The sequence below is a fragment of the Listeria sp. ILCC796 genome (assembly GCF_900186175.1).
GTDB classification, from domain to species: Bacteria; Bacillota; Bacilli; order Lactobacillales; family Listeriaceae; genus Listeria; species Listeria goaensis.
In genome coordinates, this window is the sequence record NZ_FYBV01000012.1 from 60,560 (window position 1) to 75,192 (window position 14,633).

At 41.2% G+C, this 14,633-nt stretch carries 8 protein-coding genes; 5 read left to right on the top strand and 3 right to left on the bottom strand.

Features of this window, described 5'->3' with window-relative positions; all coding sequences use genetic code 11:
• The first annotated feature begins 47 nt into the window (after nucleotides 1-47).
• The 3 genes from CFS04_RS11795 to CFS04_RS11805 are packed head-to-tail and all read left to right on the top strand — an operon-like array spanning nucleotide 48 to nucleotide 5,453.
• Nucleotides 48-2,645: a glycoside hydrolase family 38 C-terminal domain-containing protein gene (locus CFS04_RS11795; protein WP_088810888.1), complete on the top strand. Its 2,598-nt coding sequence runs from the start codon at nucleotides 48-50 to the stop codon at nucleotides 2,643-2,645.
• Nucleotides 2,638-4,326 carry a sugar phosphorylase gene (locus CFS04_RS11800; protein ID WP_369821528.1) on the top strand — a complete coding sequence of 563 codons (1,689 nt, stop codon included), beginning with the start codon at nucleotides 2,638-2,640 and terminating at the stop codon, nucleotides 4,324-4,326. Before CFS04_RS11795 ends, CFS04_RS11800 begins: the two co-directional genes overlap by 8 nt.
• Nucleotides 4,323-5,453, top strand: a complete 1,131-nt coding sequence (locus tag CFS04_RS11805) for a glycerate kinase (protein WP_088810889.1) — start codon at nucleotides 4,323-4,325, stop codon at nucleotides 5,451-5,453. The genes CFS04_RS11800 and CFS04_RS11805 overlap by 4 nt, the downstream gene beginning before the upstream one ends.
• Nucleotides 5,454-5,890: 437 nt before the next feature.
• Here CFS04_RS11805 and CFS04_RS11810 read toward each other — a convergent pair whose 3' ends face one another.
• Genes CFS04_RS11810 through CFS04_RS11820 form a run of 3 tightly spaced genes read right to left on the bottom strand, consistent with a single transcriptional unit; the run spans nucleotide 5,891 to nucleotide 8,923 of the window.
• Nucleotides 5,891-6,721: a carbohydrate ABC transporter permease gene (locus CFS04_RS11810; protein WP_088810890.1), complete on the bottom strand. Its 831-nt coding sequence runs from the start codon at nucleotides 6,719-6,721 to the stop codon at nucleotides 5,891-5,893.
• 17 nt (nucleotides 6,722-6,738) lie between these two features.
• Nucleotides 6,739-7,626 (bottom strand): carbohydrate ABC transporter permease, encoded by an 888-nt coding sequence (locus CFS04_RS11815; protein WP_088810891.1) that lies wholly within the window; start codon nucleotides 7,624-7,626, stop codon nucleotides 6,739-6,741.
• Between the two features lie 49 nt (nucleotides 7,627-7,675).
• Entirely contained in the window at nucleotides 7,676-8,923 is a 1,248-nt protein-coding gene (locus CFS04_RS11820) for a sugar ABC transporter substrate-binding protein (protein WP_088810892.1), read from the bottom strand.
• Between the two features lie 342 nt (nucleotides 8,924-9,265).
• Here CFS04_RS11820 and CFS04_RS11825 point away from each other — a divergent pair, with 342 nt between their 5' ends.
• Nucleotides 9,266-11,422, top strand: a complete 2,157-nt coding sequence (locus CFS04_RS11825; protein WP_088810893.1) for a glycoside hydrolase family 3 N-terminal domain-containing protein — start codon at nucleotides 9,266-9,268, stop codon at nucleotides 11,420-11,422.
• Nucleotides 11,419-14,625, top strand: coding sequence for a GH36-type glycosyl hydrolase domain-containing protein (locus CFS04_RS11830; protein WP_179946392.1), 3,207 nt, complete (start codon nucleotides 11,419-11,421; stop codon nucleotides 14,623-14,625). The genes CFS04_RS11825 and CFS04_RS11830 overlap by 4 nt, the downstream gene beginning before the upstream one ends.
• Nucleotides 14,626-14,633 lie beyond the last annotated feature (8 nt).

The following is a 14,633-nucleotide window of genomic DNA, read 5'->3' on the forward strand; positions in this document are numbered from 1 at the left end:
GTCCCATTCTCTTTAGAAATAAAAAATTTAGAATAGGTGATTGATCCGTGAAAAGGCAAGTTTTTGTTGTACCACATAGTCATTGGGATCGTGAGTGGTACTTTTCAATAGAAGATTCCAATACATTATTAAGTGAAAATCTTTCCCAGTTGTTGCACTTTTTGGAGAGGCAACCTGAATTTAAAACATATACCTTTGATGGACAGATGTCTGTTGTTGAGGATTATCTTAAATATACGCCTGAAGATGGCCAGCGTATCAAAAAACTTGTTCAAGAAAATAGGCTACATGTAGGCCCTTGGTACACACAAGGGGATACTTTACTTGTTCAAACCGAATCGACCATTCGTAATTTATTAATTGGAAAATTAGGAGCTGAAGCGCTGGGACATTCGATGGATATTGGTTATTTGCCAGATGTTTTTGGGCAAAATGCTTATTTACCAAGCATATTTAGACGATTTGGCCTGTCCTATAGCGTGCTACAAAGAGGTGTGTATAACGAACAAGTTAGCGAAGATTTAAATTTCAACTGGATTGCACCAAATGGAGAGGGGATTAAAACCAATAATCTCTTTTTTGGATATGGTCCGGGAAAATTCTTATCAAATGAAGAGGACTATGTAGAAAAAACATTGCTTCCGATTTTAGAGGCGCTAGAAGCTAAGAATCCAGCGCACGTGCCTTTGTTACTACCAGCTGGGGGAGATCAGGTTTTTGTTCGAAAACACTTCCCACAAGTGGTTGAAGAACTCAATAAACGGGATTGGCATTATGAATTTATTTTGTCAGATTATGAAAGTTTTATGGAAAAAGCATGGGAGCGCCCGCACGCTACTGAAATTTCTGGGGAACTAATTGCTTGTCAAAAATCACGTATTCATAATACAATACGTTCGCAAAGAGTGGATATTAAAATTTTAAACGCAAAAGTAGAAGAAAAACTGTATCAACAGTTGGAACCTTTGGCAGTGCTTAGCAAGGATCTTGGTGGAAATTATCCGCAAAACTGGATTAATCATTGTCTAAAACTTCTTTTTGACGTGCATGCGCATGATTCGATTGGCGGGTGTAACTCAGATGAAACTAATCGGGAAATTATGAATCGTTTATTTAAAGTAGAACGAATTATTGACGATCAGATTAATATTTTGAAAAAGCAAATTAGCAGGGCTGTCTTGGGAGAAGAATCGGGTGTACTTGCATTCCATTTAAGTCCTAAAAGTGTAGAAAAGCAAGTGGACTTCGTTGTGTTTACTCACTCAAAGCAAGTTCGACTAACAGATATTGTAGGAAATATTTTAAACCAAGTGATTCGCAAACAAGAATATATTTCTGGCGGAACCCAGGTGAAGGTGACGGCGGACGGCGAAGTGCAAGTTGAACTTCCGGGGTATTACCGTACGGAAATTACAGCAAGAGTCCATTTTGAAGGATTTGGCTATCGTAAGCTGCAGCTTGATGAAACCTCTGCTGAAGTGTTAGCGTTAACGGAAGCAACAAGTATCCGTAATGAATTTTATGAGATTTGTGTTGCTGGCGGACAAATTGAATTAAGAAGAGCAGATGGAACGGTTCGAAAAAACTTTTTTGATTTTGAAAATTGCGCGGATGGTGGGGATTCTTATGATTTTTCACCTATCGAAGGAAACGAAGCCAATTTTTCAAACGGATTTCATATTCTCGAAGTGAAAGAGTCAGCAGAAGAAAGTCAGATGGTTGTAGAAACGGAAGTGGCAGTGGCAAAAAATCTTGAGCAGGCGAATGCATTAACCGAACAGATGAAAATCCAGACAACGATTCGTCTCACGAAGAACTCTGATTTAATTCATTTAGCGCACAAGCTTGATAATCAAACTAAAGATCACCGAATTCGAATGCGGTTTGCCAGTGAAAATAAAGCGGGTATGAGTTTCGCAGATCAAGGCTATAGTTTGCTAGAACGTCAAAATAATAACCCTTATTTATCAAATTGGAAAGAACTTGGGTTTGCGGAATCCCCGCAAGCAATTTATCCGCTTGAACGTTTGGTTGTAACGCCAGATGAGGCAGGACACTTGGCGGTTTATCCAAAAGGATTAAAAGAATATGAGGCAACAAATCAACACCTTTTTATCACTCTATTTAGAAGTGTTGGCCTACTTGGACGCGATGACCTTGCTTGGCGGCCGGGGCGAGCGTCTGGAATTAATAATAAAGTGGTGGAAACGCCTGATGCTCAGATGCAAGGTGAATGGATATTTGAACTGAGTTGCCGTTTTACGGCAGGAGAGCCAGAACCCGTTCATTTATATGGGAGCGCAGAAGAAGTTTCTCGTAATGTACTGAGCTATCAATTACAAAATTTGAATAGCTTTGAAGAGCGTCTAGATCGTTTTGAATTACCGCAACCTGAAAACTTACAAGGTTTACCAGTAGAAAAAACCATGCTTACCGTGCCGAATGATATTTTTGTAAGTAGTATGAAAAAAGCAGAAAAAAGCAACCAAATCATTTTGCGGGTATTTAATCCACAAGAAAAACCAATTATATTACCAGAAACACTTCGCAAGAGTTGCACATTAGATGAAAAAGCGGATAAAAGCGTAATAGAAATTGGCGGAAAAGATTTTGCAAGTCTAGTCTTGAATCAAGTAGGTGAATAAATTGGAAATCAAACAAGCAATTTCAGAAAAAATAAACCAAATATATCGTGATAAAGCAGATGCAGTGATGGCGGAGCTTGAACCCGTCATTCAAAAATTTGAACAACTTTCCTTTCCTAAACATGAAGTTATCGGGGAAAACAATGTCTATTTGATTACTTACGGTGATAGTATTCAGTCTGCAGGCAAGGCACCTTTACTTGCGCTTAAAGAAACGCTTGATGAAGTGGCGCGAGAAACTATTTCGGATGTACATTTACTCCCCATGTTTCCTTATACGTCAGATGATGGATTTTCCGTGACCGACTATTATCAAATCAATCCTTCACTTGGAGACTGGTCGGATATTCATCATCTCGGACAAGATTATCGGTTAATGTTTGATTTTGTTGCAAATCACATGTCAAAATCAAGCGACTGGTTCAAAAGATTTTTAGCAGAAGATCCAGAATTTCGAGAAGCCTTTATAAAAGAAAATCCTAATTTTGATGTTTCAAACGTTGTAAGGCCTCGGACATCACCACTCTTCCATACCTATGAAGGAAAAAATGGTTCTGTTTCAGCATGGTCAACCTTTAGCGAAGACCAAGTCGATGTGAACATTCAAGACGGAAAAATGCTCGCGCGGCTGACAGATGTTATTTTAACCTATGCACGAGAAGGGGCTTCTTCCATTCGACTGGATGCAATTGGTTTTTTGTGGAAAAAATCGGGAACAAGCTCGATTCATTTAACGGAAACGCACGAATTAATTCAGCTTTGGCGAATTTTGTTGGAATATTTCGCACCCAACACCCAAATCATCACTGAAACGAATGTACCGCATGAAGAAAATATCAGCTACTTTGGCAACAAACGGAATGAAGCACAGATGGTTTACCAGTTTCCGCTTCCGCCGCTTGTCTTACATGCTTTTACAAAAAACAGCAGCGAAATTCTAAGCGGTTGGGCTAAAAATATTGATCGTGTTTCAAGTACATCGACCTATTTTAATTTTCTAGCCTCTCATGACGGAATTGGAATGCGCCCAACAGAAGGCATTTTACCTGAAGAAGAACGTGGATTTTTAGTCGAAAAAGTGCTGGCAAATGGCGGAAAGGTATCTTATAAATCGAATCTAGATGGTAGTGAGACAGTTTATGAGCTAAACATTAATTATTCAGAAGCATTACGGAATGAGGGAGAAGATGATGAACAGACAACTCAGAAAATGATAGCGGCACATCATATTTTACTCTCGATGGTCGGTGTCCCAGCCATTTACTACCATTCTCTTTTTGGTTCTAAAAATGATTTTAAAGGTGTGAATGAATCTGGTATTAATCGGCGTATCAACCGTGAAAAATTGGATAAAGAAGTTTTGCTTAACGAGTTAGAAACGAATCATTATCGCAAGACGATTTTTAACGGCATTTCTAAGTTAATCAAAACTCGAAAAAACTACGAGCAATTTAGCCCTTATGCGAGCCAAAGTGTGTTAGATTATGGAGCAAAAATCTTTGCGTTAAAACGAAATCTTGGAGATGGACAAAAGAGTATTCTGGCTTTTACAAACGTAAGTAATGAAACTGTATCAATCGAAGGCGTAAGTGGATTTGACATTATTAACGAAGCTCTCGTTACAAATACGCTCTCTCTTAACGCTTACGGATTTGCATGGATTGAGGTTGAAGAAAAATGAAAATCGCAATCGCGGTGGATTCCTTTAAAGGAAGTCTAACAAGTTTAGAAGCTGGAGAAGCCATTCAAAAAGGAATTCATCAAATCGATGCTTCAACAGACATCCAAGTTTATGAAGTTTCAGACGGCGGTGAAGGGAGCATGAGTGCCTTAAAACATGGCCTAGAGCACGTGGAAAGTGTGACGATGATAGCGACAGATACACTGAACCGGGCAAGAGAAGTCAGCTACCTCATCACAACTTGGGAAAATAAAAAAACAGCTATCATCGAAAGTGCATCGATTATCGGAATTGAAGCCATCAAACCAAGCGAAGAAACGACAAAACAAGGGAGTAGTTTTGGTGTTGGCGAAATGATTCTAGATGCCAAAGCAAGGAATTGTAAGCAAATCGTTATCTTTTTAGGCGGAACAGCAACATCAGACGGCGGATTAGGCTTGCTTACTGCTCTTACAAAAGGAAATAAACATGAAGGAAACTTACTTTTGCAAGAGGCGAAATTTGATATTGATTTACACGCGCTAAAAGAAACCTTCGCAGAACTTGAAATCTTCATTGGAAGTGATGTGAGTAATCCTTTCTCAGGTGAGCTTGGTTTTGCACATGTGTTTGCACCACAAAAAGGAGCAAGTTTGGAGCAAGTGAAGCGACTAGATGCACGGGCAAAAGACTGGGCAAACTTTATTTTTGAACAAGTAGGAACAGATTTAAATGAGCTAGCAGGAACAGGAGCGGCTGGGGGGATAGCAGGAAGTCTGGTCTGTATTGGTGGGAAAATCGAATCTGGATTTGATCTAATTGCAGCAATGACCAACTTAGAAGCTGCTCTAAAAACAGCAGATTTAATCTATACTGGAGAAGGCAGTATAGATCAACAATCCGCACAAGGAAAATTACCAATGAAAATTGCTGAAATTGCTCGGAAATATGCAATTCCAGTGATTGGGCTTGCTGGTAGGAGAAGCGCAAACTTAGGTGATTTGGAAGCACTCCTTCTGGGCGTTTTTTCAATTCAACAAGAGCCGATTTCTTTAGACTCGGCCTTGAAAAAAGAAGTGGCAGCTAAGAATCTCGCTTTGACAGCTAGAGAAAGTTATCAGCTATTTAAATACATTCCTAAAAATTAAAAGAAGCCTGAAGCGCTCATTGGAAAGTTTTGTGTAGTGAAAATTTGCTACGAAGATAAAAATAAGATAACTGAAGTAGGGGTGGCAGTATTTATAAGACCATCCCTAGCAATTGTTTGAGTTCTAAACGGACGGAAAGCTGAAGAGACAACTTATCTCTCGGCTTTTTTTATAGGCCGATGTAAGGTGTAAATTCTAACTTAATCAAAAAAATGGGTAGAAAATCTTTTTAGAGGTTGCAACATTTATATTTTACGAAAGCTAATCCCAAAACATAATAAGTTTCTATAGTAATAAGATTGTATCATCGTCAATATATCAAATTAAAATTGGCTGGCCGAAGTCAGATAGAATACTGTCTTCAGACCAGCCAAAAAATTTAATTACATGTGCTCTAACTTTTGGATTGTAGCACCGTTTTTTGTCTTTTTAATTCATCATTTCATTCCTGAAACATTGAAGCCTTTTAAAATATATTTCTGGAACATCATGAAAATCAAGATAACGGGGATAACCATGAAGGTAGAACCTGCCATTTGCAAAGCGTAATTACTGCTATATTGCCCTTTTAGTAGTTGCAAGCCAACGGAAAGTGTATAGTACTTCTCGTCGTTGGCAATAATGAGTGGCCATAGGAATGAGTTCCAGCCTGCGATAAATGTCAAAATCCCTTGAACAGCTAATACTGGGCGCGAAATCGGGATGATAATTCGCCAAAAGATATAAAATTCACTGGCTCCGTCTAGTCGTGCCGCTTCAAGCAAGTCATCGGAAATGGTGGACATAAATTGCCGGAATAGGAAAATCCCAAAGGCGCCAACTAGGCCGGGGAGGATAATACCTGTCATTGTATTGGTGAGTCCCATCGCATTTAAAATTAAGTAGACCGGAATCATAGTTACTTGTCCGGGAATCATCATTGTAGCTAACACTAAATAAAATAGTTTGTTTTTCCCTTTAAATTTAAATTTAGCAAAACCATAGCCGGCCATTGCGTTGAAAAATAGGCCAATGAAAGAGAATAGCACGATAATAAGTGTATTTTTTAAATACACACTGAAGTTCATTTCAACAAACAACATTTTGAAATTTTCCCAAGTGAATGTTTCAGGCCAAATGGTTGGAGGAATTTTTAAAATTTCTGCATCCGTTTTAAAGGAGGAGAGAACCATCCAAATGAACGGCAAAATCATAAAAAATCCGCCAATCGTTAAAATAAGAATAACAATTAGTTTTGACATGCGAGATTTCTCTGTATATGGATTCATTTTTTTCTCCTCTCAAATTACATCGTATTATTTTTTCTTTGTAAACGGAATTGAATCAGAGTCACGATAATAATCGCGATAAACAGAATAAATGACCCAGCCGCCGCGTAACCGAATTTACTAAATTGGAAACCGTTTTGGTAGATGAAAAGGGCAACTGAATTTGTACTGTCTAGCGGCCCGCCTTTTGTCATAACAAACGGCTCTTCGAAGAATTGCAACCAGCCAATTAATGTTGTTACACTGACAAAGAAAATCGCAAAACTAAGAAGCGGTACGGTAATTTTAAAGAGCTGTTGGAAATTGCCGGCACCATCTAGTTGCGCTGCTTCGTAGTATTCTTTTGGAATACCTTGCAGGGCCGCTAAAAAAATGATCATATTGACACCAATGGCCCGCCATACAGCAAGAATAATTAAAGAGATTTTAGCAATCGTAGGATCTTGTAACCACGGAACTGGCGGCAAGTCAATGAGCGACAGCAAGTAGTTAAAAAGCCCAAATTGCGGGTTGTATAAATAGCTCCAAACAACGGCCACCGCGACAACGTTTGTGATGGAAGGTGTGTAAAAGATTAAGCGGAAAAATTGGAAAATCTTCGCTTGCGAAAAGTTAATCATAATCGCAATAGCAAGCGAACAAACGATGACAAGTGGAACACCGACAATAACATAAAATAGTGTGTTTCCAATGGATTTCAAGAAAACCGGATCCTGTAAAATATTGATATAGTTTTCAAATCCGATAAAATTAATTTTCGAAAAGTCCGCCAGTCCCGTTAAGTTGATGTCGGTGAAGCTAATAACAAAAGCGACGACAATCGGTATAAGGGAAAAAAGAATAAGTAAAATTAGCGCTGGCGAAATAAAGAAATAGGGTGTATGACGATTTAAAAACTGTTTCATGGCGCTCCTTTCTTATGAAAAAACGGGGCAAAGTGCGCCCCGCGGTATTTTATTTCTTGAGTATATCGATGACTTGCTGATTATATGAGTCCATTTGTTCTTGTGGATCAGCACCGCCGCGATAAATTTGTTCCCAGTTTTTGAGGTACGTTTGTGCAATTTCTTCAAATTCTGGAATAAGTGGCATTGGTTCAGCGTCTTTCATTTGCTCACCAAACACTTGATAGAATTGGTCTTCTTTTAGTGTTTTATCTTCCCATGCTGCTTTACTTGCTGGCATTGAGTTTGTGTCTTTGAGCCATTTCAACTGAATATCTGGTTGGCTCATAAATTCCATAAATTTAAGTGCTTCTTTTTGTTTCTTAGAATATTTGAAGACAGTCAAGTTCGCGCCACCTAGGCTGGAGATGTTATTTTCCTTTTTAGGAAGAACAGCAGTTGCCCATTTTCCTTCGATATCAGGAATCGTTGTTTTAATGGTGTTAACCATCCACGGTCCACTGATGAACATCGGTACAATTCCGTCTCCACCAAATGTTTGGGCAGCATCCATGCCTAAATCAGTGTCAGGAGCAGAACCATTTTTTACGAAGGAATCTAAATATTTCACTGCATCTACAAATTCTTTTTGATTAAAAACGGGTTTTGTATTGTCATCTGTAAGAAGCTCAGAGCCGTTTTGACGACCGAACATAAAGCCTAGTGTTTGTTCGTTCGCGTCAACGTTAAGGCCATACATGTCTTTGCCACGTTTAGAAAGTTTTAAAGCAGCGTCGGAAAGCTCATCCCATGTTTTAGGGGCTTCGTTGTAGCCTACTTTTTTAAGTAAGTCGGTACGGTAGAATAAGACGCGCGTTTCTGCGTACCACGGAACACCGTAGTATTTGCCGTCAAATTCGGTTGTTTTTACTGAACCCGGGAAAAATTTGTCGGGATTCATGTTTTCACTCGCTTTAACTTCCTTCGAAATATCTTGAATAGCGCCAGCTTCTACAAATTCAGGCATCCAAGTCGTTCCCATTTGCAGAACATCTGGACCTTCTTTTGATGCGACAGCAGTTAGTAATTTGTCATGTGCATTTGCCCAAGGAATAACTTGTACTTTGACATCAATGCCACTTTCTTTCGTAAAGTCTTTGGCTAAGTCTTTCAGGGATTTTGCTTCATCACCCATTGCCCATACTGTTAAAGTATCTTTATCGCTAGACTCACTCCCACTTCCTGAACCACAAGCTGCTAACACTAAACTTAAGGATAAAACTAAAACAGACAAAACAATACTCATTTTCTTCTTCATTATTTTTACCTCCGTTTTTTATGACGCATTTTCACAAACTTGAAATTTTATAGAAACGTTTCGATAGGGTTATTATAATATGAAATGTAATCGGTTTCAACTATTTTTTTCTAAAAAAATCAAAAAAGGTATTTAAATGGCTCTATATAACGTTTTTTTGATATTGCGTTTGCCATGCTAATCAAATTCGGTTTTCGCCCATTTAATAGTAAGAAAAGTGATAATCGATGATAAAATCTTGTGAAACAATAAAAATGATTGACTATAAAAAAGAAAGCGCTTATACTGTTGTTATATTTAGATAGAAACGTTTCGATTTCAAAAGAAATTTAGGAGGCCGTTATGGATAAGAATCAGTTGGAAGATTTACTTGGAAAAATGACACTTGATGAAAAAATTAGTCAGATGATGCAACTTTCACCGATATTCTTCAAAGGAACCGAAATGCAGGGCGAAATTACTGGACCGATGGAAGAGCTCAATTTGACGGAAAGCATTATTCAAAATGCGGGTTCGGTTTTAGGGTCGAGCTCGAAAAAAGATATGTTACAAATTCAGGAAGAACATATGAAAACAAATCGCTTAGGAATTCCGCTTGTTTTTATGGCGGACATCATTCATGGGCATAAAACGATTTTTCCTATTCCGCTAGCACTAGGCGCATCTTTTAGTGAAGAGGTGGCAAGTGAAATGGCTCGAGTTTCGGCACTTGAAGCGACAGCAAGTGGGCATCATGTGACATTTTCTCCGATGGTGGATTTAGTTCGGGACCCGCGCTGGGGACGTGTCATGGAATCTACAGGCGAAGATCCACATTTGAATAGTCGCTTAGGTGCGGCGATGGTTCGCGGATACCAAGGCGGAAATTTGCAGGAAGATTACACGCGCTTAGCTGCTTGCGTGAAACATTTCGCGGCATACGGAGCCCCGCAAGGAGGACGTGAATATCATACAGTTGATATGAGTAAACGCGAGTTTTATCAAAATTATTTACCAGCTTATCAGGCGGCGCTTGAAGCGGGTGCGAAAATGGTGATGACGTCTTTCAATGTACTAGAAGGCGTTCCGGCGACTATGAATAAATGGCTAAATCGAGACGTTTTACGGCAAGAACTTGGTTTCTCAGGCGTGCTGATTTCAGATTGGGGCGCAGTGAAAGAAGTTATTAATCACGGGACGGCAGCTGATACGAAAGAAGCCGCAAAAGGCGCGCTCCTAGCGGGTGTTGACCTTGAAATGATGACGGAATGCTTTATTACAAATCTAAAAGAGCTCGTTGAAACGGGCGAGGTCTCGGAGGGGTTATTAGACGAAGCGGTGATGCGTATGCTCGTATTAAAAGAGGAGCTAGGGCTCTTTAAAGATCCTTATCGGGGATTAAAACGGGATTCGCGTAGCGGAGATATTTTGTCTGATGAGAACCGCCAAGTAGCAAGAAATGTCGCGCATGAATCAGCCGTGCTGTTGAAAAACAATGCAAACATTTTACCCCTTGCTTTCAACCAAAAAATCGCGTTGATTGGACCGCTTGCGGATAGTCAAGATGTTTTGGGCGGTTGGGTTGTGTACGGCGAACAGAAAGATGCGGTGTCGATGGCGGACGCCTTCTCGGGCAAATTCAGCGCCACAGAAATTGTGTCCACTGACTACGAGCAAATCTCGGAAAACGTGTTGCAGGAAGCGGAAACGGCAGCCAAAAATGCGGACGTCGTCGTTTTATGTGTTGGCGAAAAAAGCGAGTGGAGTGGTGAGGCGGCAAGTCTTGCGACAATTCGCTTACCGGAGGCGCAATATGAGCTCGCTAAACGTGTTGCAAAGGCAAATTCGGCAGTCGTGACGGTTCTATTCAACGGTCGCCCGCTTGATATCCACGATTTAGTTGACCATTCTGAAGCGGTTTTAGATGTCTTTTTCCCAGGAACAGAAGCTGGAAATGCCATTTTTGATTTGCTGACGGGAGAAGTAAATCCTTCTGGGAAGCTATCGATGACCATTCCGCAAACAACTGGACAAATTCCAATTTTCTATAATGAGCTGCGCACGGGTCGCCCAAAAACGGCGCAAAACGCGGGTGAGAAATATTTGTCGCAGTATTTGGATATTCCAAATGAACCGCTGTTTCCGTTTGGTTTTGGGTTAAGCTATACGAATTTTGTGCTTAGTGAAATGGAAGTGGCGGACGAAATCGCGCTAGCGGATACGCTTCATGTAAAAGTGACGGTTCAAAATACGGGCGAATGCGCCGGCAGCGAAGTCATTCAAGTATATCTGCAAGATATTACAGCGAGTGTTTCCAGGCCGCTAAAAGAGCTTAAGACGTTTCAAAAAGTGCGCCTAGAACCGGGTGAGAAAACGACACTTTCTTTCGCTTTAACAAAAGAAGATTTTTCGTTTTATTTACCGGATTTGACTGTGGCGCAGGAAGCTGGGCTTCACCGGGTGTTTATTGGAACGAGTAGTGTGGATGTGAAAAGTTTTGAGGTTAGGGTGGTTAGATGATTACAATTGGAAAAGGTCAATTTGAGGCGAAATTTTTTGAAACGGGGCACTTGCATGCGCTTTTGTATGACGGGGTGCTTGTGAATCAAGTATTGCAAAACCCGCTTGAAACGCGGTTAGGACAAATTTTCTTACGGGCGGACGGGAAAAGTTATCCGCTATTAAATGAAGACGCGACGTTTTCCTATCATGCGAGTGCGGTTAGCTATGCGGGTACTTTACCTGTTGGAAGCTATTTGGTAACTTTTCATATCCATGCAGATGGTTGGTTTTATGAGGTGGCAGCGGATATTCAAGGAAGTTATGATTTAATTTATATTCAGGATTTAGGGCTTGCTGATGTTTCGGCTGTTAGAACGAACGAGGCGTACATGGCGCAGTACCTTGATTATAATGTGCTTGATACGGAGCGTGGGAAGGTTATTTTGACGCGGCAAAACCAGCCGCAAGCGGGGAATCAATTTCCGGGCGCTGAATTTGGTGCTTTAAGTAAAATTACACGGTTTGTGACAGACGGATTCGATTTTTACGGGACGGGCGTTAAACTTTCCGAAGCACCGGAAGGACTTCTAGGCGACGGACTTAAAAATCGCAAATGGCAATATGAAATGGCGCTGGTCGGTTTACAAACGGAACTTTTGCAAGGGAAGGAAAAAACGTGTTTTTATGGGCTGCTCACGCGAAATCAAATGGAAGCGACTACATCTGTAACTTCTACCGCGAAACTAAACGCGCTTTTTGATAGTTTGGAAGAAAGCGATTTTCAATTGGGCGAAAAAATGGTGCGACAACACGGGCATGCGGCAGAAATTAGGGGCGAAACGGCATCTGCAAAATGGCTTCAGGCGCACTATCCAGCACGCCTGTTTGAAGAGCAGTCGGCAAACAAGACGCTAAGTTTTTTCACCCCAGAAAAAGCGCATGTTGTTTTAAAGGAAAAAGAACGCCTGGTGGAGCGTGCGCACGGCACGATTTTGCTTGATCAAGTTGACTTGCTCTCGCCGGAAAACACACTGGCGACAACGGTTTATATGGCGGGCGTATTCCAAACGCATGTGACGCTTGGGAACACGAACATGAATAAATTTAGTTCGCATCAGCGAAACGCGCTTAATTTGCTTCAAACGAGTGGCCTCCGAATTTATTTGCGCAAAACTGACGGGCTTCATCTGCTCACGATGCCGAGTGTATTCGAGATGCAGACGAACCGCGCGAAATGGATTTATCTGTTGGCTGATGACACACTTACAGTGGAAACAAAGCTTTCCAGTGGGAGCAAAAAAGTGCTTGTTACGATTCGTTCTGAGCAAAACAAAACGTATGATTTTATCATGACTAATCAAGTTAGCATGGGGCCAAATGAATACGAAAATGAGTTTTCACGGACGGAAACGGACGGCACGCTTATTTACAAGCCAAAAAACAACGTGCGCTATCCCAATTTGGCGTACCATATTTCCGGCAATTTTGACGAAGTAACAGATGAGCGTTTTATTGCGCATGCAGCGATTAACACGGCTGATTTAGATTGCTTTATCTACTCGAAGAAGGAAAGCGCGCATTTTGAAGTTCAAGCTACGTTAGACGGTCGTTTTTTTGCCGAAAAAGAAGCGGATTTTGAGCAGTTTTATGATAAGCTACTTGGACAGTTCAAGCTTTCGCATGACTCCACTTTTGCTGAAAAGTACAATTTGACGGCTTACTGGTATGCGCACCAAATGTTGATTCACTATGCTTCGCCGCACGGTCTTGAACAAGGTAGTGGCGCCGCTTGGGGGACGCGTGATGTGTCGCAAGGGCCATTTGAATTTTTCCTTGCAACGGGACAAAAAGAAGTGCTTCGCAAACTTATTTTGAAAGTGTTTGCGCATCAATACGCCGAAACGGGCGACTGGCCGCAGTGGTTTATGTTCGATGAATACGTCGACATTCAGCAAGAAGAAAGCCACGGAGACGTCATCGTTTGGCCGCTCAAAATGGTCGGCGATTATCTGGCGCTTTCAGGGGATAAAACGATTTTGGAAGAAAGCATTCCGTTTATTTCGGCGAGAACAAAAGGATACACCGACTCGAAAGAAACTTTAAAGGCACACATCGAAAAAGCTGTTGCGACAATTGAAAGTCGCTTTATGAAAGGGACTTCGCTTTCCAATTATGGTGACGGCGACTGGGACGACACTTTGCAGCCGGCAAACAGTGAACTTAAAAAACGGATGGTTTCCAGTTGGACGGTCGCGCTGACGTACCAAGTGATGCAGCATTTGGGGGACGAAATGCCAGAGGGCAAACATTATGCGGAGCTTGCGGATGCAATTAAGCGTGATTTTAACAACTATATGCTTGGCACTACAGATGTCATTCCTGGGTTTGTGTATATGAAAGATGAAAAAACAGCGGAATTTATGATTCATCCGCAAGATAGAGAAACGAAAATTGATTACCGTCTAATTCCGTTAACAAGAAGCGTCATCGCCGAACTTGTGAGCGATGAGCAGCGCAAGAAAAATTTTGATATTATCGAAGAGCATTTGCTCCACCCTGATGGCGTCCGTCTGATGAGCGCACCGGCGCATTACGCGGGTGGTGTGAGCAAGCACTTTAAACGGGCGGAGCAAGCAGCAAACTTTGGTCGTGAGGTCGGTTTGCAATACGTTCACGCACACATTCGCTATATTGAATCGCTTGCGAAAATTGGGGACGGTCGCGCAGTGCACATGCTAGATGTGATTAACCCAATTCAAATTAGTGAGGTTGTACCAAACGCAGCTACGCGTCAAAGCAATACGTACTTTAGTAGTTCAGATGCGGCTTTCCTTGACCGCTACGCCGCGCAAGATGATTTCGCTGCTGTCGAAAAAGGAAGTATTCCCGTGAAAGGCGGCTGGCGCATTTATTCAAGCGGACCTGGCATTTACTTAAACCAATTGATTCGCTCCGTTTTAGGCATTCGCGAAACGGCAAATCATTTTGAGTTTGATCCTGTTTTACCGCGGGATTTAGACGGCCTTAAAGTGACGATGGAACTTTCTGGACGCACGCTAAATCTAACTTTCAAGTTGAGCACGGAAAAAGGGATTACTTTCGCAGGGGAAACGCGGCGTGAGCTTTTGCGTAATCCATACAGAGAGGGCGCTCTTTTTATCCCAAAAGCGGAACTTGAAAAAGGGGAGCATGCACTTGAAATTTTGTTTACCAGCATTTAAGAAAATGT